The organism is Methyloversatilis thermotolerans (genome assembly GCF_000372885.1).
Lineage (GTDB): Bacteria > Pseudomonadota > Gammaproteobacteria > Burkholderiales > Rhodocyclaceae > Methyloversatilis > Methyloversatilis thermotolerans.
Map to the genome: position 1 here is coordinate 1,248,584 of NZ_KB889967.1, position 25,112 is coordinate 1,273,695.

Here is a 25,112-nt window from a genome sequence, read left to right on the forward strand (position 1 = left end):
CATCCGGGCTTCCTTACCGCCATCGCGCCATGCAACTGCGCCTGAAATTCGTGCTGCTCGCCGTCGTACCGCTGCTGCTCGCGATCGCCGCGGTCGCCGCCGTAGTGAAGCTGCAGGGGCGCGCGCTGGCCGACGCCGAACATGCCATCGTCGAGCCCGCACTGACCGAGGCGCGGCGCGCCGAACTGCGCAACTACGTACTGCTCGCGCTGGCCAGCATCAGCCATCTCAGCGGGCGTCAGGATGAAGCCGCGCGCCGTCAGGCGCTCGATCTGCTCGGCCGGCTCGAATTCGGCGACGACGGCTATTTCTTCGTCTATGACTATCGTGGCCGCGTGCTCATGCACCCGCGCCAGCCCGAACTGGTCGGCCGTACGCTGTGGGACATGAAGGATCCGCTCGGCCGCCCGACCATCCAGAACCTGATCGCCACCGCGCGCGATGGCGGCGGCTATGTCGACTTCATCTGGCGCCGGCCGTCTTCCGGCCGCCCGGAGAACAAGCTGGGTTACGTGGCGTCCCTGCCCGGGTGGGAATGGATGCTCGGCACCGGGCTGTACACCGACGACATCGTGGCCGCGCGTCAGCGCATGGAACAGCAGGCGCAGCTCGCCATCCGCAATACGCTGGGCGTGATCGCGGCCATCGCCGTGGTGGCGACCGTGCTGGTGGCGCTGGGGGGCATGGCGCTCAATCTGTCCGACCGTCGCGTGGCCGAACAGAAAATGCGCGAACTGGCCCGCCAGGTTGTGCGCTCGCAGGAAACCGAACGCACCCGGGTGGCGGGCGAACTGCATGACGGCGTGAGTCAGAGCCTGGTGTCGGTGAAATTCCTGCTCGAATCGGCCCAGGCGCGGCTGGAAGCGCCGGACACCGAGGCGGTCGAGGCCGCCCGGCGCAGTCTGGGACGGGGCATCGCCGCCATGGAGGATGTGCTGGGCGATGTGCGGCGCATTTCGCACGGCCTGCGGCCCACACTGCTCGACACGCTGGGTCTGCAGGCAGCGATGAAGCAGGTGCTGGACGAGTTTTCGGCGCGCACGGGCATCGCCTGTTCCATGCAGACGGACGCCGACGAACAGCGCGGCGCCGGCGGAGACGTGGCAACCGCGCTGTTCCGCCTGTTGCAGGAAGCATTGAACAATGTCGAACGCCACGCGACCGCCTCACGGGTGACGCTCAGCCTGCGTCGGGATGGCGCGCATCGCGTGCTGGAACTGGCGGATGACGGGCATGGCTTCGATGTCGACGCGGTGGCCGCATCGCCACGCCGCGGCCTTGGATTGTCCAGCATGCGCGAACGCATCGAGGCGCTGGGCGGAAGTTTCCGGATCGAATCCGGTCCGCGCGGCACGACCCTGACCGCCCGCCTGCCGGAGCAGGATGCATGAAGCCTGCGCTGCGCCTCCTGCTGGTCGACGATCACCCACTGGTGCGCGACGGACTGCGCGCGCGGCTGGAAGCGGTCGGCCACTTCACGGTGGTGGCCGAAGCCGGATCCGCCGCCGAGGCGCTGGAGGCGATCGCGCGCCACGCACCGGACTGCGTGCTGATGGACATTTCGATGCGCGACATGCACGGCATCGAATTGACGCGGCGGCTGCAGCACAGCGATCCCGGACTGCAGGTCATCATGCTCACCATGCACGACGAGCCGCAATACGTGGTCGAGGCCTTCCGCGCCGGCGCCCGGGGCTATGTACTGAAAGACAGCCCGTCCGCGGAAATCGTCGCCGCCATCGACGCGGTGAGCGCGGGCCGGCGCTATTTCAGCGCCCGCGTGGCCGACGCCCTGGTCAATGCCAGTCTGCCGGAGCCCGAGCTGACGCCACGCGAACGGGAGGTGCTGAAACTGATCGCGGATGGCCTCGGCAACAAGGAAATCGCCGCCCGTCTGGCGCTGTCGGTACGGACTGTGGAAACGCACCGCATCAACATCAAACGCAAATTCGATCTCGACAGCACCGCCGCCCTGGTGAAGTTCGCGCTCGACCATTGCCGGGACAGGACCTGACGCGATGCAGTGGCCCGGGCTGAACAAGGATGCGCCGCTGGCGCGCGAGCTGCGCAATCACCACGCGCTGAGCGGACTGCTGTGCAGCGCCGGTGTGCTGCTCATCACTGTGCTCACCTGGCTCGCCTTCGGCACACAGGTCGCGATACCGGTATCCGCCGGTGCACTCATCGTCAGCCTGACCGATATCGCGGTACCGCGCCGCAACAAGCTGCCGCTGCTGCTCGCCAATCTGGTGCAGATGCCACTGGTGTCGCTCGCCGTGCTGCTGTCGCACGATTCGGTCTGGCTGCTCGGTGCGGTCGTGCTGCTCATCGCCTTCGCCTCCGCCATGGCCACCGCCTGGGGGCGTGCCGGCCTGCCGCTGGGTTACGGCATGACCATGGTGATGGCGTTCTCGCTGGCGCTGCCGGAACTGCCGGTCGAACAGCAGATGATGCACGTGCTGCAGGAATGTGCGGGCGGCATGCTCTACCTGGGCTACGGGCTGCTCATGGCGCGCGCGGTGGATGTGGACATGCGGCGACGCGTGCTGGTGGACGCCATGCACGCCTTCGCCGATTACATGAACGACAAGGCCCGGTTGTTCGATCCGGCCATTCCGATCGACCAGGTGTATGCCGATCTGGTGCGCCGTCAGGCGGTGCTGGCGGAAAAGCTGCAGACCGCGCGCGACTTCCTGCTCGACGAGCGGCGCACGCCGGAGCGCCAGGCCATGGCCGACGGCCTGTTCGCGATGATCGATGCGCACGAGGCGGTGCTCGCCAGCCAGGGCGACTATTCGCCGCTGCGCGATGCCTTCCGCGAGCACCGCGTGCTCGGCCTGCTCGCCGACATGACGCGCGCCGCCGCGAAAGACGTGATCCGCATCGCCGAATCCGATCTGTCCTCTCGCGAGCCGGTGCTGACCGAGGCGCCCTACCGCGCGATGCGGCCCGCGCTTGCGCATGCGGTCGACACGCTGCGGCAACAGCAGCCTCCTGCCGACGACATCGCGCTCGCTTCGCTGCTGGCGGCGCGCCAGAAGATTTTCGATACGGTGGATGCGCTGCGGCGCGTCGATCGTGTCCTGCGCGATCCGGCACCGAAGAAGGTGTCGGTGATGGCCATGGGCCGCTTCCTGTCGCGCTCGAGCTTCGCACCGCGCGCGCTGTGGCTGGCGCTGCGCATGGATTCGCCGGTGCTGCGCTACGCGATCCGCCTCACGCTGGCCATGGCCGCCGCCTACCTGCTGTCGCGGTGGCTGCCGTGGGCGGGACACGGTTACTGGATCCTGCTCACGGTGTCGCTGGTGATGCGCGCCAGTTTCAGCCAGACCCGGCAGCGCCAGACCGACCGCATGATAGGCAATGCGCTGGGCTGCCTGTTCGTCGCCGCACTGTTGCGCTTCGTACCGCAGCCGGTGGTGCTGCTGTCCGTCATTTTCATCAGCATCGGCATTGCGCACACCTTCCTGACCGTGCGCTACCGGGTCACGGTCACCGCCATGTGCGTCATGGCGCTGCTGCAGTTGCACCTGATCGCACCCGGCAGCTTCCATGTATCGGAACGTTTTCTCGATACGCTGGCCGGCGTCGCCATCGCCTGGGCGTTCAGCCGTGTGCTGCCGAGCTGGGAACGCAACTCGGTGCCGGCCCTGGTACGCCGGCTGCAGCAGTCGCTGGTCGAGTACATCGAACGGGCGCTCACGCCGGGCACGCGCGATGTGAACTACCGGCTTGCCCGGCGGCATGCGCAGGAAGCGCTCGCCGCGCTGTCCGATGCCGCCGCCCGCATGGTGAACGAACCCAGTTCCAAGCAACTGCCGCTGGCCACCCTGAACATCCTGACTACCCGCGGTTACCTGCTGCTCGCCCATGTCGCCGCCGCGCGCCGCCTCGGTGCGCAGGGCGACTCAGCGGCTGCCGCCCTCGCGCTCGAGCAGGCCCGCGTCGATCTGCGCAATGCGCTCGGCACCGGCATCGTGTTCGCGGTCGGTCACGAAAGCGACGCGCTGCGCCGCCGGCTCGACGCCGCACGCGAGGACGCGCAGGCGATCATGAGCGCGGCGCGGGAACTGCTTGCGCCGACCAGCTCAGTCCAGGCGCCGGCCGCACCCGCTGCGCGGCGAGCAGACTCAAGCTGAGCACGCGCTGCGCGCCAGGCAGACGCGCACGCTCGGCGGCATCGTCGATCACCTCGGCGCGCACCGACAACTGCAGCATGTCACCGCGCGCGAAATCGATGAACAGCAGCCCGGCCCGCGGCTCCACAAGCAGATTGCCCAGCGTGTTGAAAAACAGGTTGCCCGCGTAATCGGGCACGGTGAGCACGTCGCCGTCGATGTGCACGAAGCCGGGCTCGCCACCGCGGTGCGATACATCGACGCCGCCGTACGCCGCGCTGGCGATGAAGAAGGTGTCGGCGCGAGCGATTAGTCGCCGCGCCGCGTCGTCCAGCCCGGACAGCGCCTGCACGGCGGGCGGACTGTGTGGCCCCGGGGCGAAACGCGCCTCGCGCGGCCGGATGTATTTCGGACAGTTGCCGAAACTCTGTTCGATGGCGATATCGAAGCCCGCCGCATCGACGCCGCTCACCCGGCCATTGGCGCGATTGCGCCGCCTCGTGTGCGGCTGTATGCCGAGCAGACCGAGCGGCGCGCCCGGCGCGACATGCGCCGCCAGTGGCTGACCGCCGGCGGGCAGGCCTTCGATGCGCAGGCGCGTCGGTTCCGGCGAGCGGATGAAACCCGGCGGGCCGGACAGCAGCGTCGCCCAGGGCTGACCTGCGCCGTCCACGCTGCCGATCAGCACGAAGGGCAGCTCCGCGAAAAAGGCCCGGTGCTGTTCCGGCATGTGGCCGCGGATGACGCGGGCGCCGACCTCGGCCATGCGCTGACGCACGCCGGCGTGTGCCTGCAGCGCACGCTCGCCGGGATGGAAGGGATCGCCCGGCAGGGCGGATGGCAGACGGTCGATGGGCGCACTCATGGCGGGCTCAGGCGCGCAGGCCGGCGCGTGTCACCGGCATCGGCACGAAGCCGGGCAGCGCTTCGACCCGCGCCAGCCACGCCCTCACCCGGGGATAGGCATCGAGCGACACATTGCCTTCCGGCGCGTGTGCGACATAGGTGTAGACCGCGATGTCGGCCAGCGTCGGCACCGCTGCCGCCAGCCATTCGCGTTGCGCCAGTCCGTTTTCCATCACCGCCAGCAGGCGATGCGCGCGCGCGATCACCTCATCCGGATTGAAATCCGCGCCGAACACGGTCACCAGCCGTGCTGCGCACGGTCCGAAAGCGACCGGGCCGGAGGCGGCGGACAGCCAGCGCTGGACCTCGGCCGCGCCCGCCGCGTCCTGCGGCATCCAGCGTCCCGGCGCGTAGCGCTGCGCCAGATAGACCAGGATGGCGGTGGAATCGGCCACCACGGTATCGCCATCCTCGATCACCGGCACCTGCCTGAAGGCATTGAGCGCAAGAAAGGCCGGCGACTTCTGTTCGCCGCCCGCCAGATCGACCTGGCGGAAGGTATAGGGCAAGCCGAGCAGTTCCAGGAACAGTTCGGCGCGGTGGCTGTGGCCGGACAGCTTGAATCCGTGCAGCAGGATGGGTGTTTCCGGGCGGGAAGTGGCAGTCAGGTTCATCGCGGCGTCCTTGCAGTGTGGAGGGAAGCGCTGCCCCGACATCGGGCAGCACGCACACTATCCACCGACCGGCGGACGCAATAAATGGGCTATTGCTGATAAATCAAATGCGAAAACCGGTTTAGTTGCCCATGGAAACGGGCGCGTCCTTGACTGCGGTACGCGCCCTTCCTTCACGCTCGGGCCGACGCCCGGCCGTGGTGCAAGGTCCGCGATGTCCGGCGCGTGGCCCGGGCTGCCCGGATCAAGCGGTCCGGCGCCTGATGGCGCGGCGGCTGATCGCGCCCACGATCGCCAGGCCACCCAGCAGCATCGCGTAGGTGTCGGGTTCCGGCACCGGTGCCAGCAACTGGATGTCGATGCGGCCGATGGCCTGCAGGGACGTGAATTGCAGCGGCGTGAAGTCGTAGCCGGCCGGCACCAGGGCCGCACTCAGGAAGCTGGCGTAGGGAAGGTCATCGACATGACGCACCACGCCGTTCTCGGCCATGCCCTGGTTGGCCATGCTCTGACCGCCACCGATGCCGAACGCCCCGTTCGCCAGCGAATTGGCGAAGTCGTTCACCTCGGTGCCGGCGTCCCACACGTCGCCATTGCCGCCGACGTAGAAGCTGAGCATGCCGCCATTGCTCAGCAGCACCGACAGGTCGTGCTCCATCGCATTGTCGTTGCCGATGAAGAAGTCATTGCTCAGCACGACCATGGATGCGTAGCTGAACCAGCGGTTGTCGCCGGCCAGGTCGAGGCCGGTGAATTCCAGCGAGCGCACGGCACCCGGAAACGCCGGGCCTTCCGGCAGCGTGCCCTGGATGCCGGTTTCGGTCGTGGCGGCGAACAGCGTGCTCAGCGGCGCCGTGTTGCCGTCCTCGGCAATGCGCTCCACGCCCAGCGAAGCGGCGGAGCCGGCATCGAACAGATCGAAGCTGGTGTTGTGGAAACCGACCCACAAGGGCGAGGTACCGACGCTGCCGGCCGGACTGACGTTGGTGAACGTGACGCGAACGTCGGCTGCGGTAGCCAGCAAGGGCATTGCAAGGGTAACGGCGCCGGCAAGCAGCGGCAGGCTCATGCGAAGGACAGTGTTCATGCGAAGGGTCTCCTGTGGATTGACGAACACGCGGTGACGGAATGCGTCTGCGCATGCCGCATGCTGAGGAGCGCTGCTCGCGAGACGGTCACGCAATGATCACGATGTCGTGATGTTTGCTGCCTGCCGCGGTCGGTGCGGCAAGTTGCCGGCGCTCAGGCGTGCCGGGCGACGGCGGCAGGCAGGACGAAGCGGAAGCGCGTACCGCGCTCCGGGGCACTGTCGACGGCGATGGAGGTCCGGTGCAGCGTCAGGATGCGATGCACGATGAGCAGGCCAAGTCCGCCACGCGAAGGATCGCCGTCACGCCGGCGCAGCGGCGAATAGCGCGCAAACAGCGTCGGCAGCAGTTCCGGCGCGATGCCGCGGCCACTGTCGGCCACGTCAACCTCCACCGCGTCGCCGATACGCCTGGCGTCGAGACGCACGATGCCGCCGCGAGGCGTGCAGCGCACCGCGTTGTCGATCAGATTGGTCAGCACGCGCTCGATCAGGCCGATGTCGGCGTGCACCATCAGGCGGTCGCCGGCGGCGCCCGCATCCAGGTCCACGCCGGCGGCATCGGCGGCAAAGGCCATCTTGTGCCGGACGTCCTGCAGCAGTTCGTTGATGCAGAAGTCCTCCGCCTGGGGCGGTGACTCCTCGCACTCGAGCCGCGCCAGCTCGAACAGTTGCTGCGCCAGCCGGGCCACGCCCAGGCTCTGCCGCACGGCACGCTCGATGTAATCGCTGCGCGCGTCCGGTGTGAGCCGATCGGCGTGCAACTGCAGGGTTTCCAGATAGTTGTGCAGCGCCGTGAGCGGCGTGCGCAAGTCGTGCGACACGTTGGCGACCAGTTCGCGGCGCAGACTGTCCTGCCGCTTCAGTTCATCGATCTGACGGGCGATGGTGGCCGACATGCGGCTGAAGCTGGCCTGCAGACGGCCGATCTCATCCTTGCCGCCGTCAGCGTGCGTGCGCGGGTCGGCCGCTTCCGGCGGCAGGAAGGCGTCGACCTGTTCGGCCAGCCGGTTGATGCGCCGCGTGATGCCGCGGAACACGAGCAATCCGGCCACCAGCGCCCCGCACAGCACCGCCAGGCCGAGCCAGAGCCCGGCGCTCAGCGCATAGCCGAGCCCTGCGGATTCGCTCATCTGCGCGTACGCCTCGCCGGCCAGCACCACGTAGAGGTAGCCGGGCTCCCCATTGGCCCGCCGGATGGGCGCGACGCTGAACACGTCCTGGCGGTCAGGACGGCGAGGGTTGTCCGCGAAGATCGGCAGTCGGGCCCCGTCCAGATAGGCCCGCAGGGGCGCCAACCCCACTTTCCGCTGGAGCAGATGGCCATCCGGCGCCGAATGCATCAGGATCCGGCCCGCAGCGTCCAGCAGATACACCTCGATCTGCGGATTGACCGCCATGAGCATATGGAAGAGCTCTTCCACGTCGGCCCGACCGACCAGTCTGTTGTGGGACGCGATGTGGGCCGCGAGACCGCGGCTGAGCGACTGCGACACCTCTTGCTGGTGGGTACGCGCGGCGTTGTAGCCCAGCCCGCCAAGAACGCCGCCGAAACATGCGAGGATGACCGCAAAACTCACCGCGATCCGCGCATAGAGGCTGTTCAGCATGTGGACGCGTCGCCGCGCAGGAATCGATAGCCGACGCCCCACACGGTCTGGATGAAGCGCGGTCGCGACGGCTGCGCCTCGATCTTTGCGCGCAACCGGTTGATGTGGGAGTTCACCGTGTGTTCATAGCCGTCATGGTTGTACCCCCACACGTGGTCCAGAAGCTGGGCCCGGGTGAACACGCGCTCCGGGTGACGCGCGAAAAAGAACAGCAGTTCGAACTCACGTACCGTCATCGCCACCGGCACCCCGCCGATGCGCACCTCGCGCGCGATCGGGTCGATCTGCAGTTCGCCGACGCGGATCAGGCCAGGCAGCGCGGCAAGCTGTGCGTCGGCCGCATGCATCCGGCGCATGACGGAGCGCATGCGCGCATGAAGTTCGACGAAGGAGAACGGCTTGGTGAGATAGTCGTCCGCCCCCAGTTCCAGTCCGAGCACGCGGTGCACTTCGGTCGACCGCGCGCTGAGCATGATGATGGGCAGATAGACGGGCTCTGTCCGCACGCTGCGGCACAGGTCGTAGCCGTCGCCGTCGGGCAGCGCGAGGTCGAGCAGCAGCAGCGCATAGTGACCGGCCTTCAGGCGGGCGAGCGCGGTCGCGCCGTCGCCCGCCAGGTCCACCCGATAGCCTTCGGCGTCGAGATTCAGTTCGATCATGCGGGCGATTTCCGGATCGTCCTCGACCACCAGCACGCGCCTCGACGGCTGCGTTCCCGCCGCAGGGCGGAGCGATTCGTGAAGTCGCGAGGGCACCTGGGCAGACACTTCGGCAGACATCGGCATGATAGGGCTCCGTGTGCGGACGGACCCTGCCACGGTGCGGGCGTGAGTACCCGCCGGCTCGGGTCCGGACACGTCGGAGGACCGGGCGGGACACCTCGACCTTACATCGCCCACCGGATACTGCAGGCCCACGCATGTCGCGCGCATCGCATGACCGCGGCAGCCGGGGCCCTTGGCGTCGAAGCGCGAAGCGCGTTTGCAGCGCGCGTGACGCGAGCCGCCCGCGGCCTGCTGGCCCGATCCGGACGCACGGGCATTCGCGCGCGGCCGCCGATTCACCGTCAACAGCCCCTAGAATGCGGCATGGATCTGATTCGCGCGATGCGCACCTTCGTCGAAATCGCCGACCGCGGCAGCCTGACTGCGGCAGCCCGTGCGCTGGACAGCTCGCTCGCCGCGGTGGTGCGCACGCTGGCCGCGCTGGAGGCGCATCTGGACGTGCGCCTGATGAACCGCACCACGCGCCGGGTCGCGCTCACCGACGACGGACGCCATTACCTCGAACACTGCCGGCACATTCTGTCCTCGGTGCAGGATGCGGAAGACGCTCTGAAAGAAGGCGCAGCCGAGCCGGTCGGTCCGATCACGATCACCGCACCGGTACAGTTCGGCCAGATGTACGTCGCCCCCGCGGTCACCCGCTTTGCGCTGCAACATCCGCGCGTGAAGCTGCGCGTGCTGCTGCATGACCGCGTGGTGAATCTGGTCGAGGAAGGCGTGGATGTCGGTGTGCGCATCGGCGCGCTGGATGATTCCGGCCTGGTCGCGCAGCCGCTGGGAACGATACGGCGCGTGGTGGTCGCCAGCCCTGCCCTGCTCGCCGCACGAGGCGAGCCGATGCACCCGCACGATCTGTGCGATGCGCCCTGCGTGCGCTTTTCCGGCGCAGCCGCCCTGGCCTGGAGCTTCCGCGCCGAGGGCCGCACGCTGCAGGTGAGCGTCGGCGGCAATCTGGAGTTCAATCACATCGCACCGGCCGTGGACGCCTGTGTGGCCGGAGCCGGCTTCGGCCTTTTTCTGAGTTATCAAGTGCGGCCACACGTCGCGGCGGGCAGACTCAATGTGGTGCTCGGCGCATTCGAGCCGCCGCCGCGTCCGGTGCATGTGGTCTATCCACATGCACGGCTGCTGCCCGGACGTACCCGTTTGCTGATCGACTGGCTCAAGCGCGAGCTGGGCGCGGAGGGCCCGGCCTTCGCCGGCGAACACTGAAACATGGCCGAGGCACAATCGCGATGCCCCAGAACTTGAACGACGAGCGGACGTCAGACGCGCGTGCCCCGGCGGGCGCAGTTGTCAGCCCGGAGGCCGGCCCCTTCCACTCGACGGAGCAGAACAAGAACATGAATGCCCATCAGGACACCCTCTTCCCGCGCACCCCTCGCCTCGACGGCCTCGATCCGCAGGCCATGCGCGACACCTTGCGCGATTACTTCCATGCGACCTGCACGCGCTACGAGCAGTTGTTCGAAGTGCTGGCGTGCGACGAGGCGTGGACGCGCAAGCCGATTTCCCTGCGTCATCCGCTCATTTTCTATTTCGGCCACACCGCCACCTTTTTCGTGAACAAGCTGCTGCTCGCCGGGCTCATCGATGCGCGCATCGATCCGCGGATGGAATCGATGTTCGCGGTGGGTGTGGACGAAATGAGCTGGGACGACCTGAACGAGGCGAACTACGACTGGCCGTCGGTGCAGGCGGTACGCGACTACCGCAACGAAGTGCGCCGCACGGTCGACCGCGTCATCCGCGAAGCGCCGCTCACCCTGCCCATAGGCTGGAATCACCCGTGGTGGAGCATCGTGATGGGCATCGAGCACGAACGCATCCATCTGGAAACCTCGTCGGTGCTGATCCGTCAGAGCCGGCTCGATTTCGTGCGCCCGCACCCGGCCTGGGCGCCCTGTCGCGATGCCGGCGAACCACCGGCGAATACCCTGGTCGCCGTGCCGTCAGGTCGCACGCAGCTCGGCAAGCGCCGCGATGACCCGCTTTACGGCTGGGACAACGAGTACGAAACCCGCGCCATCGACGTGACCGGTTTCGAAGCGGCCCGTCAGCTCACCAGCAACCGCGAGTTCCTCGAGTTCGTCGACGACGGCGGCTATCGCGACGATGCGTGGTGGGACGAAGAAGGCCGTCAGTGGCGCGACTTCCGGCTGCAGGCGGGCATCGACCATCCCGAGTTCTGGGTGCGCCGGCCGGATGGCTGGCATCTGCGGCTCATGCTGCAGGAGGTGGCGATGCCGTGGAACTGGCCGGTCGAAACCAACTGCCACGAGGCGCGCGCCTTCTGCCGCTGGAAGGCCGCCCGGCTCGGCCGTCCGGTCAGGCTGCCGACGGAGGACGAGTGGTACCGCCTGTACGACGTGGCCGGCGTGGCGGAGATTCCGGCCGATGCCAGGGCCAGCGCCAATCTGCATCTCGATCACTGGGCATCATCCTGCCCGGTCGATCGCTTCGCCCAGGGCGACTTCTTCGATGTGGCGGGCAATGTGTGGCAATGGACCGAAACCCCGATCTACCCGTTCGAAGGTTTCGATGTGCATCCCATCTATGACGATTTCTCGACCCCCACTTTCGACGCCCGTCACAACCTGATGAAGGGCGGATCGTGGATATCCTGCGGCAACGAGGCGATCCGCGCGTCGCGCTATGCCTTCCGCCGTCATTTCTTCCAGCATGCGGGGTTCCGTTACGTGATCAGCGATGCACCGGCCAGCGCGCCCAATGTGTATTACGAAAGCGATCGCCAGTTGTCCGAGTACGCCGAATTCCATTATGGCGACGAGTACTACGGCGTGGCGAATTTCCCGCGCGCGCTGGCGCACATGGCGATCGAGGCGATGGGTGAGCGTCCGGCGCGCCATGCGCTGGATCTGGGATGCGCCACCGGACGCGCAACTTTTGAACTGGCCCGTCACTTCGACCGCGTGACCGGCGTCGATTTTTCCGCGCGCTTCATCAACGCAGGCGTGCAACTGGCCGAACAGGGTGTGCTGCGCTACACCCTCGTCGATGAGGGCGAACTGGTGTCCTATCGCACGCGCAGGCTGGCGGACCTCGGCCTGGACGGGGTGCGCGGCAAGGTGGATTTCGTGCAGGGGGATGCCTGCAATCTGAAGAGCGTGCTGACCGGGTACGACCTCATCCTCGCCGCCAACCTGATCGACCGGCTGTATGACCCGAAAGCCTTCCTGGCAAGCGTGCATGCACGGCTGAACACCGGCGGCCTGCTGCTCATCGCCTCGCCCTACACCTGGCTCGAGGAACACACCCGGCGCGAAGACTGGCTGGGCGGATTCAAGAAGGATGGCGAGAGCTGGACCACACTGGACGGGCTGCGCGAGGCGCTGGCGCCCGGTTTCCGGCTGCTCGGCGCCGCGCGCGATGTGCCCTTCGTCATCCGCGAGACGCGGCGCAAGTTCCAGCACACGCTGTCCGAGGTCACCATCTGGGAGAAGCTGAGCTGAAGCCCGAACATCCGTCCTTCGATTTCGATCTGCCGCTGCGCCGCGACGGTACGGCCAGCGTGAAGCACGATGGCCGTACCGAGGTATTCGGTACCGATGCGGTGGTGCCGCTGTGGGTGGCCGACATGGATTTCGCGGCGCCGCCGGCGGTGACCGAAGCGCTGCTGGCACGCGCGCGCCATCCGGTCTACGGCTACACGCTATACCCCGACGCGGCGTTCGATGCGCTGATGCGCTGGCTGGCCGCACGCCATGGCTGGAATGTCGCGCGCGAGCACATCCATTTCTGCCCCGGTGTCGTGCCCACGCTTTACGCGGCGGTGCAGGCCTTCACCCGGCCGGGCGATCTGGTCATCGTGCAGCCGCCGGTCTATCCGCCCTTTTTCTCGGCCGTGCGCGACACCGGCCGGCGCGTCGCGGAAAACCCGCTGATCGAGCGCGACGGCCGCTGGACCATGGATTTCGATCATCTGGAAGGCTGCGCCGCGCGCGCCGGCGCGAAGCTGCTGCTGCTGTGCTCGCCGCACAATCCGGTCGGCCGCGTGTGGAGCCACGAAGAACTGGATCGCCTGCTGGAGATCGCGCGCCGGCACGATCTGGTCGTGCTGTCCGACGAAATCCACGCCGACCTGCTGTACCCGGGCGTGCGCCATGTGCCGCTGGCCACGCTCACCCGCCCCGGAGACCGGGTGCTCACCGCAGTTGCGCCCAGCAAGACCTTCAACATTCCTGGCCTGGGCCTGTCGGCGCTGATCGCTGACGATGCCGAGCGCAAGGCGGTCGAGGCCGCCTTCGGGCAGTTGCACGTGGGTGCGTCGAATCCATTCAGCCTGGCCGCGCTGGAAGCCGCCTATCGCGACGGCGGGCCGTGGCTGGATGCGCTGATGCGCTATCTCGAAGCCACGCGCGACGAGGTGATCAACACGCTCGCGCACCGGCTGCCGCGCATCCACGCCTACGCGCCGGAAGGCACTTACCTGATGTGGCTGGATTGCCGCGCACTGGGCCTGGACGACGCGGCCCTGCGCGACCTGTTCGTGCACGACGCAGGTCTGGGCCTGAATGCCGGCATCAGCTTCGGCAGCGGCGGCAGCGGCCACATGCGGCTCAATCTCGCCTCGCCGCGCGCCGTCATCCGCGACGCGCTGGAACGCCTGCGCCGCGCGACCGCGCACCTGTAGAACGCCGCACGAAGCCGGCCGGCGGCGCTGTCACGCTGCGGTCACGGCGCCGTCATAGTCTGCGCGGCGATGCGAACATGTACGCTGCCCCTGCTCGATCGCACGATCGACGTTCTTCTGTGGCCCGCACTGTTGTGCGGCTGCGCCTTCGTCACCGCCATCGGTATCGCCCATGGCGAACGCGCCGGCGGCTTCCTGCTCGCCTACGCGCTGCTGGCGGTCGCGCTGTGGCGGCTTGAGCGGGTCCGCCCGCACGAGCCGGCGTGGCTGCGCGACGACGGCCAGATGTGGCCTGACCTGTTGCACACCGCGGCATCGAAGGCGCTGGTGTTCGCGCTCGTGGTCGTCGGCGGTAGCCAGGGCTGGTTCGATCTGCTGCGCCCGCGCCACGCGCTGTGGCCCCTGCACTGGCCGATGGCGCTGCAGGTGGCTCTGGCGCTGGTCATCGCCGAATTCGGCTTCTACTGGGCACATCGGGTTTCGCACGAATGGAGCGTCATGTGGCCCTGGCACGCCATCCACCACAGCGTGCGCCGGCTCTGGTTCTTCAACACCGGACGCTTCCACATGGTCGATACCTTGCGCAGCCTGCTGTTCTCGCTGCCCCTGCTGCTTGCCGCCGGCGTGCCACAGGCGGTGCTGGACTGGGTCAGCGCCCTCACCGCCTTCGTCGGCCTGCTCACCCACTGCAATGTACGCATGCGCACCGGCCTGCTGGACCATGTGTTCACCACGCCGCACATGCACCGCTGGCACCATGCACCGAACGCCGACGAGGGCAACACCAACTATGGCGAGAACCTGCTGCTGTGGGATCGGCTGTTCGGCACCTGGTACCGCCCGGCGAACCGCCCGCCGCCGCGCGTGATCGGCATTGCCGATCATGTTCCGGACGACTACCCGGGCCAGGTCCTGGCGCCGTTCCGCTGGCGCACGCTGCAGGCCGCGCAGCACCCTCGCGATCGATGCTGACCCGGCGTCGCCCCGGACGTCACAGCGGTCCCGGCGCGCCATGCGGAGCGAAACCGGCCTCTGCGCGCACGTTGCAGCACCGGCACAGCGCGCGAACGCACCCTAGCTGCGGCGCGTTCGCGCGATCTGGCGCGACAGCGCGATCAGCGGCAGCAGTCCCACGGCGACGATGGCCAGCGCCGAGGTCGATGCTTCCTGCAGTCTTTCGTCGCTGGCCAGCGTATAGGCCTGGGTCGCCAGGGTGTCGAAATTGAACGGGCGCATGACCAGCGTGGCCGGCAGTTCCTTCATCACATCAACGAACACGAGCAGCGCCGCGGTCCACAGGCTGCCCCGCAACATGGGCCAGTGCACCCGCCACAGCGTGGCCGACGGTCCCAGCCCGAGACTGCGCGAAGCCTCATCCATGCTCGGCGTGATGCGGGCGAGACCCGATTCGACCGCTTGCAGCGAAACGGTGAGGAAGCGCGCCAGATAGGCGTAGATGAGTGCCGCCACGCCACCGGTCAGCAGCAAGCCGGGATTGTGGCCGGTCCATTGCAACCACTGCGCGGACAGCAGATGGTCCAGCCGGGTGACCGGAATCAGGATGCCGACCGCGATCACCGCGCCGGGCACGGCATAGCCCAGCCCGACCACGCCGCGCGCCAGCGACACCAGCGGCGAACGGCTGACGCGCACCGCGTAGGCGAGGAGCAGCGCCAGCACCACCGCGCACGCGCTCGCCATGGCCGCCAGCATGAAACTGTTGCCGGCGAGCCGGATGAAGCGCTGGCCGAACTGCGCATCCCCCTCGGACAGCGCCCAATGCAAAAGCACGCCGGCCGGCAGCAGGAATCCGAACAGCAAAGGCAGCAGGCACAGCGCACAGACCGCCCAGCCAGCCGCCGGTCCCAGCGCGTACCGGCGCGCACTGCCGCCCGCGCGACCGCTGTCGTGGAAACGCGCGCCGCCGCGGCTCAGCCGTTCCAGCAGCAGCAGGCTGGCCACCACGCCGAGCAGCACGGCGGCGAGCTGGGCGGCGGCGACCCGGTCGCCAAGCGAGAACCACGCGCGATAGATGCCGGTGGTGAAGGTGTGCACGCCGAAATAGCTCACCGCACCGTAGTCGGCCAGGGTTTCCATCAGCGCGAGCGAAACACCGGCGACGATGGCCGGCCGGGCCAGCGGCAGCGTGACGCGGAAGAAGGCCGCCCATGCGCCCAGACCCAGCATGCGTGCCGCCTCGTTGAGGCCCGCCGCGCGTTCGATCAGGGATTGCCGGGTCAGCAGATAGACATAGGGATAGAGCACCGCGACGAACATGCAGGCCGCGCCGCCCACGCTGCGCACGTCGGGAAACCAGTAGTCGCCCCGCTCCCAGCCGAAGGATTCGCGCAAGGCTGTCTGCACCGGGCCGATGAACTGCAGCAGATCGGTGTAGGTGTAGGCCATCACATAGGCGGGCGTGGCCAGCGGCAGCACCAGCGCCCACTCCAGCACACGGCGGCCCGGAAACTGCCACATGACCGTCGCCCAGGCAGTGGACACGCCCACCACCGCCGTGCCGGCGCCGACCCCAAGGCACAGCCACAGCGTATTGCGCACATACTCGCCCAGCACCGTGGACACCAGGTGGGACCAGGTATCGGCGGTGCCCCCCAGCGACAGGTTGTACAGCACGGACAGCACCGGTGCGGCGACGAGGGCAGCCAAGGCCAGCGCCACCGGCACCAGCGGTCGCAAGCTCGGAATGACGGACCGACCGGCGGCAGTAGGGGACAAGGCGAACATGGAAGTCGGAGGATACAGGGGCGGGCGGGCGAGGTGCCACCGGCCACGGCGGCACGCATCGCAGGGGCGGATTATAATTGCGACCGATTATCGCTCTCGCTCACGCACGGCCTGCGACGCACCTTCCCGTCATGGCATCGCTCCCCTCATCTTCGCAACTGCTGGTGGAATCGCTGCGCATCGCCTATGGCACGGTCGAGGTGGTGCATGACCTTGCGCTGACGCTGACGCGCGGCGACATCGCCTGCCTGCTCGGTCCATCCGGCTGCGGCAAGACCACGGTGCTGCGGGCGATCGCCGGATTCGAGCGCGTGGCGGGCGGCGCCATTTCGATACACGGCGTCCAGGTGGCGTCGCCGACGCTGCACCGTGCGCCGGAACAGCGCCGCGTCGGCATGGTGTTCCAGGATTTCGCGCTGTTTCCGCATCTCAGCGTGGCCGACAACGTGGCGTTCGGGCTGCGCGGACTGCCGCGCCAGGCGCGCGCGGAACGCGTGGACGACATGCTCGGCCTGGTCGGTCTCGCCGCGCACGCGACGAAGTTTCCGCACCAGCTTTCCGGTGGCCAGCAGCAGCGGGTCGCGCTGGCGCGCGCGCTGGCTCCCGACCCGGAACTGCTGCTTCTGGACGAGCCGTTCTCCAGTCTGGATGTCGACCTGCGCAGCCGTCTTGCCGGGGAGTTGCGCGACATCCTGAAGAGACGCGGCATCACCGCCATCCTGGTCACTCACGACCAGCAGGAAGCGTTCGCGATGGCGGACAAGATCGGCGTCATGGAGGCGGGACGCCTGCTGCAATGGGACAGCGCCTACAACCTCTATCATCGCCCGGCCTCGCGTTTCGTCGCGGATTTCATCGGCCAGGGCGCGTTCCTGCCCGGTAGGGTGCGCGGCGAACGCGAGGTGGACACCGAGATGGGCGTGCTGCGCAGCGCCGCGCCCTTCGAGTGTTGCGGCGACTGTCCGCATTGCCTGCCGGACGGACGGGTGGACGTACTGCTGCGCCCGGATGACGTGATCCACGACGACGCCGCGCCCCTGCGCGCCGAAGTGCTCGCCCGGTGCTTCCGTGGCGCGGATTTCCTGTACACCTTGCGGCTGGCATCCGGGCACACCGTGCTGTCTCTGGTGCCTTCCCACCACAACCATGCGATCGGCGAATGGATAGGCGTGCGGCTGCAGGCCGATCACGTGGTGGCCTTCCGCCATCCGGATGGCGCGCCGGAAGGTCGCGTGCCCACCGCGCACGTAGTCGCCGCGTGATTCCCTGGCTGCAACCGGGAGAACCCTTCCCGCCGGTCGACAGCGCGCTGCGCGAACCGGACGGTCTGCTGGCGGCCGGGCATGAATTGACCCCGCAGCGCATTCTGCAGGCTTACCGGCTGGGTATTTTCCCCTGGTATTCGGAAGGTCAGCCGGTGCTGTGGTGGTCGCCCGATCCGCGCATGGTGCTGGTGCCGTCGGACATCCGCGTCACGCGTTCGCTGGACAAGGTGCTGCGCAACCGGTCGTACGAGGTGCGCTGCGACTCTGCGTTCGCGGCGGTGATGCGCGCCTGTGCGGAACCGCGAGACGGTCAGGCCGGCACCTGGATCGGCGAGGACATGATCGCCGCCTATTGCGCACTGCACCAAGCCGGCTGGGCGCACAGCGTGGAAACCTGGATCGACGGACGACTGGCGGGCGGGCTGTACGGCATGGCGATCGGCCGCGTGTTCTACGGCGAATCGATGTTTTCGCGTGAACGTGACGCATCCAAGATTGCGCTGGTGCATCTCGCACGCTATCTTGAAGCGCAGGCCTATGCGCTGATCGACTGCCAGATGAACACCGCCCACCTCGCATCCATGGGCGGTCGTGAAATCGCCCGCAGCGAATTCTGCCGCATCCTGTCACAGTCCACGGCGCTGGACGCCCGTCCGCGCCGCTGGGCGGACGACGAGATTCCGGCGTTTTTCCGACGCACTCCGACCGACCCGCACCTGCCGACCGCATCGAATCGCTGAATCATGGCGCTGCTCAAGGACTTGCCCTTCACCACGCTGCAGTTCTATGCAACGGCCCCCTATGCCTGTTCCTATCTGCAGGGCCGCACCGCGCGTTCGCAGGTCGCCACACCTTCCAACCTGATCGACGCACGGCTGTACAGCGATCTGGTGCGCGCCGGATTCCGACGCAGCGGGGTATTCACCTACCGCCCCTATTGCGATGCCTGCCGCGCGTGCACGCCGGTGCGCCTGCCGGTCGCGCGCTTCTCGCCGACCCGGGCGCAGCGGCGCGCGGAGAAAAAGCACGATGCCCTGGTGGCTCGCGAAGCACCGCTGTCCTTCCGCGAGGAGCACTACGCGCTGTACCAGCGCTACCAGTCGACCCGGCACAGCGGCGGCGGCATGGACCAGGATTCGCGTGAGCAGTACTCGCACTTCCTGCTGCAGAGCCATGTCGATACCCGGCTGATCGAATTCCGCGACGGTTCGGACGCGACATCCCCGCTGCGCATCGTGAGCATCATCGACATCCTCGACGACGGCCTGTCCTCGGTCTATACCTACTACGATCCCGATGTCGAGGGCGCGAGCTACGGCACCTACAACATCCTCTGGCAGATCGGGCTGGCCCGCCTGCTCGACCTGCCCTATCTGTATCTGGGCTACTGGATCCGCGACAGCGACAAGATGGCCTACAAGGCGCGCTTCCGTCCGCTGGAAGGCCGCATGAACAGCATCTGGCGCGAACTCGAGGATCACGAGCTGGGCTGAAGCCTCGCCCGGCCGCGCCCCGCATCAGCGGCACGGCGCTTTTTTCGGGATAATGCGCGGTTTTCGCCGCTGCGCCAGCGGCCGTACCCGGAAATCCTTCCATGCTCTACCCCCTGCTGCGCCCCCTGCTGTTCAAGCTTGACGCGGAACACGCCCACGAACTGACCCTCGGCGCGCTGGCGCGCACGGGCGCGCTGATGCCGCATCGCCGCATTCCGGACAATCCGGTGCGCTGCATGGGCCTGCAGCTTCCCAACCCGGTCGGACTGGCCGCCGGCCTGGACAAGAACGGCGCGGCGATCGACGGCCTTGCGCGGCTGGGCTTCGGATTCATCGAGATCGGCACGGTCACGCCGCGCCCGCAGCCGGGCAATCCGCGGCCACGCGTGTTCCGCCTGCCCGCGGCACAGGCCATCATCAACCGCATGGGCTTCAACAATCTCGGCCTGCAGGTGATGATGGACAACGTGAAGAGGTCGCGCTTCGTGCGCGACGGCGGCATCCTCGGCATCAATATCGGCAAGAACGCCGACACGCCGATCGAACGCGCCCTCGACGATTACCTGATATGCCTGCGCGGCGCCCATCCGTACGCAAGCTACATCACGGTCAACATTTCCAGTCCGAACACCCGGAATCTGCGCCAGCTCCAGGGCGCGGACGAACTCAACAGCCTGCTCGCCGCCATCGATGCGGAGCGTCGCACGCTGGATGCGACCTCGGGCCGGTGCGTTCCGCTGGCGCTCAAGATTGCGCCCGATCTCGATGGCGAACAGATAGACGCCATCGCCGACGCCGCGATCGCGCATCGCATCGATGCGCTCATCGCCACCAATACCACCTTGTCGCGCGAAGGCGTCGAACATCTGCCGAACGGACAGGAAGGTGGCGGGCTTTCCGGCGCACCGGTGTTCGAGCGTTCGACCGAAGTGCTGCGCACGCTGTCCGCACGGCTGGCCGGCAAGGTCGACCTGATAGGTGTAGGCGGCATCACCGGCGCGAAGCAGGCACGCGCGAAGATCGATGCGGGTGCTGTCGCGGTGCAGTTGTACAGCGGCCTGATCTACCGTGGTCCGGGCCTTGTGGCTGACGTGGCCCGCGCGCTGGCGACGCGTTGAAGCCTCCGGCCGGAGTGCGGCCACGCTCCGGCACGGCAGCGGACATCCTCGCACTGTCGCTGCCCATGCTGGTGTCGCAGCTCGCGGGCATCGGCACGCATATCGCCGACACGATCATCACGGCACGGCACGATACGCTGGATGTGGCGGCGGTGGCAGTCGGCAGCGGTCTGTTCATGTCGGTGGCCATCGCGCTGATCGGCGTGCTGTATGCGGCGGCGCCCATCGTCGCCCATCACATGGGGGCCGGACAGCGCGAGGACATCGCGCCGGCTTTCCAGCAGGCGGTGTGGCTGGCCCTCTTCCTGTCGATACCGGGCGTGCTGCTGCTGGCCTATCCGTCGCCGCTGCTGTCCCTGTCCGCGCTCGATGCCGAGGTCGATCGCCGTACCCGCGAATATCTGCTGGCGCTCGCGGCGGCGCTGCCCGCATCGCTGCTGTTCCGCGCCTTCCAGGCGACCCTGAGTGGCCTCGGCCAGCCGCGCCCGGTCATGGTCATCATGCTCGCCTGCCTGGCGCTGCATGTGCCGCTGGCCTGGTGTCTGACCACCGGCGCCTTCGGCCTGCCGGCACTCGGTGCGCTTGGCTGCGGGGTGTCTACGCTGTGCGTGAACTGGCTGTCGGCACTGTGCGCACTGGCCTGCCTGCTGCGCCAACCCTCCTTGCGCTCGCTGGATCTGCTCGGCAACTGGCAGGCACCGCGTGCCCGCGCGCAGCGCGAATTGCTCCGGCTGGGCGGACCGATGGGCATATCGAATTTCGTCGAGGTCACGAGCTTTGCGCTGATCGCGCTGTTCGTCGCCCGCCTGGGCGCCGATGTCGTGGCCGGTCATCGCATCGTCGGCAATCTGAATGGTCTGTGTTTCATGCTGCCACTCGCACTGGGCAGCGGCACTCTGGTCCGTGTCGGTCAGGCCGCAGGTGGCCGCGACTGGCGCGCGGCACGTCATGCCGCCCTCACCGGCTTCACTCTGGCATGCAGCCTGGCCGCGTTGCTCGCAGCGCTGCTGTGGTGGCAGCGCGACGTCCTGCTTGCGCTGTTCGGCGGATCGACCGAAGTGCGCGAAGTGGCGGCAGCACTGATGCCTTATGTGGCGCTCTTCGTGGTGGTCGATGCCAGCCATACGCTGGCGTCCTTTGCGCTTCGCGGCTACAAGGTCACGCTGCAACCCATGCTCATCCACACGGTGTGCTTCTGGGGCATCGGCCTGGGGCTGGGCTATGTTCTCGCTTTCCACGGGATGGAATTTGCAGGCACCGAGCTGCATCGGGCGCCCATGGGGGCGGCCGGTTTCTGGCTTGCCACGCTGCTGTCCACCGTGTGCGCCGGCCTGGCGATCGGCGCATTGCTCTGGCGCACCGTGCAGCGGTCCATGAAGGACTGAGCAGCCCTCGTGAGCCGCGCCGCGCGATCAGGATTTTTTCCCGGAGGTGCACCGCGGCTTTCAATTCAAGTAAAGTCGCGCACTGCATCCGGACACGTACAAATCAATCAGCCGGATATGCCCACGTCCTGACGATGAATTCGAACTTCGTACTTCGTCCGCCCTATATCGAGTACTTCCGCGATTTTTCCCGATTCCGCTCCGGATGGTGGTTGATCGCCCTCGTCGCCTCGGTGCTCATCCACGCCTTCTTCGTATGGCGTGCGTCCATCTATGTGCCGCGTGCGCCGCTCGAGGAACTGCGCGTCGAAGTACGCATGATCAAACCGGAGCCGCCGCCCCCTCCGCCGCCGCCACCGCCCAAGGTGATCGAGCCACCGCCGCCGCCACCGCCACCGCCGAAGCCGGTTCCCAAGCCGCCGAAGGAGGTGGTGCGCCAGCCACCGCCGCCGGTGCTCGCCGCGCCCCCTGCGCCGACCCCGCCCGCCCCGTCGGAACCGGTGGTGGCACCGCAACCCAAGGTGTCCGAACTGCCGCCCATCGACGCGCCGCCGCCGCCACCCGGTCCGCCGACGCCGGCCCCGGTTGCGCCGAGCGCACCGGTCGCGCCCGGTCCGGTCAGCAATGCGGCACCGGTGAGCGACAACTTCGATTCCCTGCTGAGCGGCTTCGGGCGCGAGCTGTCGCGCAGCTTCGAGAAGAACAAGCGCTATCCGCGCGTGGCGCAGATGCGCGGGCTGCAGGGCAAGCTCGAACTGCTGTTCGAGTTCGAGAACGGCGAACTGGTGAATGTGAGCGTGAAGAAATCCAGTGGCCACTCGGTACTGGACGAGGCGGCGATCGAGGTCGCGCGCAAGCTCACCTTGCCCGCACTGGCCGGCGCCCTGGCGCAGCGCAAGTTCAGCTTCACGCTGCCGGTGGACTACAAGCTGCAATGAACCGGCGCCGCACCGGCCGGCCCGGCGCGGCAGTCAGGTGAGGGTTCAGACCCGGTAGTACTCGCGATACCAGGCAACGAAGCGCGACACGCCCTCGTCGATCGAGGTGTTCGGCAAAAACCCGGTCCACGCGGTCAGTTCGGACACATCGGCATAGGTCGCCGGCACGTCGCCCGGCTGCATCGGCAGCAGGTTCTTCTGTGCAGTGACACCCAGCGCGCGTTCGATGGCTTCGATGAAAGCCATCAGTTTCACCGGCCCCTGGTTGCCGATATTGAACACGCGGAACGGTGCCTTCGAACGTCCGGGATGCGGATGTTCACCATCGAAAGCCGGATCGGCCTCCGCCACGCGATCGAGCGTGCGGATCACGCCTTCGACGATGTCGTCGATATAGGTGAAGTCGCGCTGCATGTCGCCGCGATTGAACACGTCTATCGCCCGCCCTTCCACCATGGCCCGGGTGAACAGGAACAGCGCCATGTCGGGACGACCCCACGGACCGTACACCGTGAAGAAGCGCAGGCCGGTGGTGGGCAGTCCGTACAGATGGCTGTAGGTGTGCGCCATCAGTTCGTTGGCTTTCTTGGTCGCCGCGTACAGGCTGACCGGGTGGTCAACGCTGTCGGCTTCGGCGAACGGCATCCTGGTGTTGCCGCCATACACGCTTGAACTGCTGGCATACACCAGATGCTGCACGCCGGCGTGGCGGCAGCCTTCGAGAATGTTCATGAAGCCGACGATGTTGGCGTCGATATAGGCGTGCGGATTCTGCAGCGAATAGCGCACGCCGGCCTGGGCCGCCAGATGTACCACGCGGTCGAAGCGCTCCCCGGCGAACAGGGCTGACATGCCCGCGCGGTCCTCGACATCCATCTTCACGAAGCGGAAGCCGGCCTGCGGCGTGAGGCGCGCCAGACGCGCCTCCTTCAGGCTCACCTCGTAATAGTCATTCAGGTTATCCAGCCCGACCACCTCGTCGCCCCGCGCCAGCAGGCGTTGCGCGACATGCATGCCGATGAATCCGGCGGCGCCGGTCAGCAATACCTTCATGCCCGCCCCTCAGCGCCGGCCGATGGCCGAGTACTCGATGCCGAAGCCGCGCACCACCGACGGTTCGTACAGATTGCGCCCGTCGAACACCACCGGCTGCTTCAGCGCACTCTTCATCCGCTCGAAGTCCGGACTGCGGAATTCCTTCCACTCCGTCACGATCACCAGCGCGTCCGCCCCCTCCAGCGCATCCATCGGCTTGTCCGCATACGTCAGCCGCGGCTCCTCTCCGAAGATGCGCTTCGTTTCCGTCATCGCAACCGGGTCATACGCCGTCACCGTCGCGCCCCGCTTGAACAGCTCGCCGATGATCACCCGGCTCGGCGCCTCGCGCATGTCGTCCGTGTTCGGCTTGAACGCCAGTCCCCACAGCGCGAAACGCCGACCCGACAGATCCTCGCCGAAGCGCGCCACGATCTTGTCCACCAGCACCATCTTCTGCACGTCGTTCGCGTCCTCCACCGCCTGCAGCACCTGCAGCGCCTGGCCGTTCTCGCGCGCGGTGCGGATCAGTGCCTTCACGTCCTTCGGGAAGCAGCTCCCGCCATAGCCGCAGCCGGCATACAGAAAGTGGTAGCCGATGCGCGGGTCCGAACCGATGCCCTGGCGCACCATTTCGATGTCCGCTCCCATGCGGTCGGCCAGCAGCGCCAGTTCGTTCATGAAGCTGATGCGCGTGGCCAGCATCGCGTTCGCCGCGTACTTGGTCAGTTCCGCGCTGCGCACATCCATCACCACCAGCTTGTCCCGGTTGCGCTGGAACGGCGCGTACAGCGCGCGCATCAGGTGGATCGCACGTTCGTCCTCCGCGCCCACCACGATGCGGTCCGGACGCATGAAGTCCTCCACCGCCGCGCCTTCCTTCAGGAATTCCGGGTTGGACACCACTGCGAATTCCATCTCCTGGCCGCGCTTGGCCAGCTCGTCGGCAATCGCGGCCTTGACCTTGTCCGCCGTGCCCACCGGCACCGTGCTCTTGTCCACCACCACCTTGTAATCGGTCATCAGCCGGCCGATATTGCGCGCCGCCGACAGCACGTACTGCAGGTCCGCAGAGCCGTCCTCGTCCGGCGGCGTCCCCACCGCGATGAACTGTATCGTGCCGAAACGCACCGCTTCGGCCACTTCCGTCGTGAAGTGCAGCCGGCCCGCCTCCACGTTGCGCGCAACCACCGCGTCCAGTCCCGGCTCGTGGATCGGTATGCCCCCCTCCTTCAGGATCCGGATCTTCTCCGGATCAAGGTCCAGGCACAGCACGTCATTGCCCATCTCGGCCAGGCAGGCCCCGGATACCAGCCCTACGTAGCCAGTGCCGATTACGGTGATCTTCATGCGGAAAGG

Annotated in this window: 21 protein-coding genes; 13 read left to right on the forward strand and 8 right to left on the reverse strand. The window is 67.5% G+C overall.

Annotated features, from left to right (window positions below; translation table 11 throughout):
* Nucleotides 1-29: 29 nt before the first annotated feature.
* Genes A3Q7_RS0105200 through A3Q7_RS0105210 form a run of 3 tightly spaced genes read left to right on the forward strand, consistent with a single transcriptional unit; the run spans nt 30 to nt 4,139 of the window.
* A complete protein-coding gene (locus A3Q7_RS0105200) occupies nt 30-1,391 on the forward strand; it encodes a cache domain-containing protein (RefSeq protein WP_018410800.1) in 1,362 nt (453 codons plus the stop codon).
* Nucleotides 1,388-2,014 carry a response regulator gene (locus A3Q7_RS0105205; RefSeq protein WP_018410801.1) on the forward strand — a complete coding sequence of 209 codons (627 nt, stop codon included), beginning with the start codon at nt 1,388-1,390 and terminating at the stop codon, nt 2,012-2,014. Before A3Q7_RS0105200 ends, A3Q7_RS0105205 begins: the two co-directional genes overlap by 4 nt.
* 4 nt (nt 2,015-2,018) lie before the next feature.
* Nucleotides 2,019-4,139, forward strand: a complete 2,121-nt coding sequence (locus tag A3Q7_RS0105210; protein ID WP_018410802.1) for an FUSC family protein — start codon at nt 2,019-2,021, stop codon at nt 4,137-4,139.
* Here the strand turns inward: A3Q7_RS0105210 and A3Q7_RS20460 are convergent.
* The 5 genes from A3Q7_RS20460 to A3Q7_RS0105235 form a co-directional block, all read right to left on the reverse strand.
* The gene (locus tag A3Q7_RS20460) at nt 4,051-4,983 is read right to left on the reverse strand and encodes a pyridoxamine 5'-phosphate oxidase family protein (RefSeq protein ID WP_077231315.1); all 933 of its coding nucleotides are present in this window, start codon (nt 4,981-4,983) and stop codon (nt 4,051-4,053) included. The two genes, A3Q7_RS0105210 and A3Q7_RS20460, sit on opposite strands and share 89 nt — an antisense overlap.
* A gap of 7 nt (nt 4,984-4,990) precedes the next feature.
* Nucleotides 4,991-5,638, reverse strand: coding sequence for a glutathione S-transferase family protein (locus A3Q7_RS0105220; RefSeq protein WP_018410804.1), 648 nt, complete (start codon nt 5,636-5,638; stop codon nt 4,991-4,993).
* Between the two features lie 244 nt (nt 5,639-5,882).
* The gene (locus tag A3Q7_RS21100) at nt 5,883-6,725 is read right to left on the reverse strand and encodes a spondin domain-containing protein (protein WP_232417827.1); all 843 of its coding nucleotides are present in this window, start codon (nt 6,723-6,725) and stop codon (nt 5,883-5,885) included.
* Between the two features lie 155 nt (nt 6,726-6,880).
* Nucleotides 6,881-8,335 (reverse strand): ATP-binding protein, encoded by a 1,455-nt coding sequence (locus A3Q7_RS0105230; RefSeq protein WP_018410806.1) that lies wholly within the window; start codon nt 8,333-8,335, stop codon nt 6,881-6,883.
* Entirely contained in the window at nt 8,329-9,120 is a 792-nt protein-coding gene (locus A3Q7_RS0105235; RefSeq protein WP_198289156.1) for a response regulator transcription factor, read from the reverse strand. Before A3Q7_RS0105235 ends, A3Q7_RS0105230 begins: the two co-directional genes overlap by 7 nt.
* Nucleotides 9,121-9,423: 303 nt before the next feature.
* On the opposite strand from A3Q7_RS0105235, the gene A3Q7_RS0105240 reads away from it, so the two are divergent.
* From A3Q7_RS0105240 to A3Q7_RS0105255, 4 genes are all read left to right on the forward strand, one after another.
* Complete coding sequence (locus A3Q7_RS0105240) at nt 9,424-10,332, forward strand: LysR family transcriptional regulator (protein ID WP_018410808.1); 909 nt, start codon at nt 9,424-9,426, stop codon at nt 10,330-10,332.
* Between the two features lie 131 nt (nt 10,333-10,463).
* Complete coding sequence (gene ovoA, locus A3Q7_RS0105245; RefSeq protein ID WP_018410809.1) at nt 10,464-12,593, forward strand: 5-histidylcysteine sulfoxide synthase; 2,130 nt, start codon at nt 10,464-10,466, stop codon at nt 12,591-12,593.
* A gap of 29 nt (nt 12,594-12,622) precedes the next feature.
* A complete protein-coding gene (locus A3Q7_RS0105250; RefSeq protein WP_051079108.1) occupies nt 12,623-13,774 on the forward strand; it encodes a MalY/PatB family protein in 1,152 nt (383 codons plus the stop codon).
* A gap of 69 nt (nt 13,775-13,843) precedes the next feature.
* Nucleotides 13,844-14,746, forward strand: a complete 903-nt coding sequence (locus A3Q7_RS0105255) for a sterol desaturase family protein (RefSeq protein ID WP_018410811.1) — start codon at nt 13,844-13,846, stop codon at nt 14,744-14,746.
* Nucleotides 14,747-14,848: 102 nt separating this feature from the next.
* Here A3Q7_RS0105255 and A3Q7_RS0105260 read toward each other — a convergent pair whose 3' ends face one another.
* Entirely contained in the window at nt 14,849-16,441 is a 1,593-nt protein-coding gene (locus A3Q7_RS0105260) for an ABC transporter permease (RefSeq protein ID WP_232417829.1), read from the reverse strand.
* A 209-nt stretch (nt 16,442-16,650) separates the two neighbouring features.
* Between A3Q7_RS0105260 and A3Q7_RS21355 the strand changes: the two genes are divergently transcribed.
* The 6 genes from A3Q7_RS21355 (at nt 16,651) to A3Q7_RS0105290 (ending at nt 22,718) form a co-directional block, all read left to right on the forward strand.
* Nucleotides 16,651-17,781, forward strand: coding sequence for an ABC transporter ATP-binding protein (locus tag A3Q7_RS21355; protein ID WP_018410813.1), 1,131 nt, complete (start codon nt 16,651-16,653; stop codon nt 17,779-17,781).
* Nucleotides 17,778-18,524 (forward strand): leucyl/phenylalanyl-tRNA--protein transferase, encoded by a 747-nt coding sequence (gene aat / locus A3Q7_RS19490; RefSeq protein ID WP_018410814.1) that lies wholly within the window; start codon nt 17,778-17,780, stop codon nt 18,522-18,524. Before A3Q7_RS21355 ends, aat begins: the two co-directional genes overlap by 4 nt.
* 3 nt (nt 18,525-18,527) lie before the next feature.
* On the forward strand, nt 18,528-19,277 hold the full coding sequence (locus tag A3Q7_RS0105275) for an arginyltransferase (RefSeq protein WP_018410815.1): 750 nt from the start codon (nt 18,528-18,530) through the stop codon (nt 19,275-19,277).
* A 101-nt stretch (nt 19,278-19,378) separates the two neighbouring features.
* Nucleotides 19,379-20,395: a quinone-dependent dihydroorotate dehydrogenase gene (locus tag A3Q7_RS0105280; RefSeq protein ID WP_018410816.1), complete on the forward strand. Its 1,017-nt coding sequence runs from the start codon at nt 19,379-19,381 to the stop codon at nt 20,393-20,395.
* Entirely contained in the window at nt 20,392-21,780 is a 1,389-nt protein-coding gene (locus tag A3Q7_RS0105285) for an MATE family efflux transporter (RefSeq protein ID WP_232417831.1), read from the forward strand. The genes A3Q7_RS0105280 and A3Q7_RS0105285 overlap by 4 nt, the downstream gene beginning before the upstream one ends.
* A gap of 134 nt (nt 21,781-21,914) precedes the next feature.
* A complete protein-coding gene (locus A3Q7_RS0105290) occupies nt 21,915-22,718 on the forward strand; it encodes an energy transducer TonB (protein WP_018410818.1) in 804 nt (267 codons plus the stop codon).
* Between the two features lie 45 nt (nt 22,719-22,763).
* Here A3Q7_RS0105290 and A3Q7_RS0105295 read toward each other — a convergent pair whose 3' ends face one another.
* Both A3Q7_RS0105295 and A3Q7_RS0105300 read right to left on the reverse strand, forming a co-directional pair.
* Nucleotides 22,764-23,771, reverse strand: coding sequence for an NAD-dependent epimerase (locus tag A3Q7_RS0105295; protein WP_018410819.1), 1,008 nt, complete (start codon nt 23,769-23,771; stop codon nt 22,764-22,766).
* 9 nt (nt 23,772-23,780) lie between these two features.
* Nucleotides 23,781-25,103 carry a UDP-glucose dehydrogenase family protein gene (locus tag A3Q7_RS0105300; protein ID WP_018410820.1) on the reverse strand — a complete coding sequence of 441 codons (1,323 nt, stop codon included), beginning with the start codon at nt 25,101-25,103 and terminating at the stop codon, nt 23,781-23,783.
* Nucleotides 25,104-25,112 lie beyond the last annotated feature (9 nt).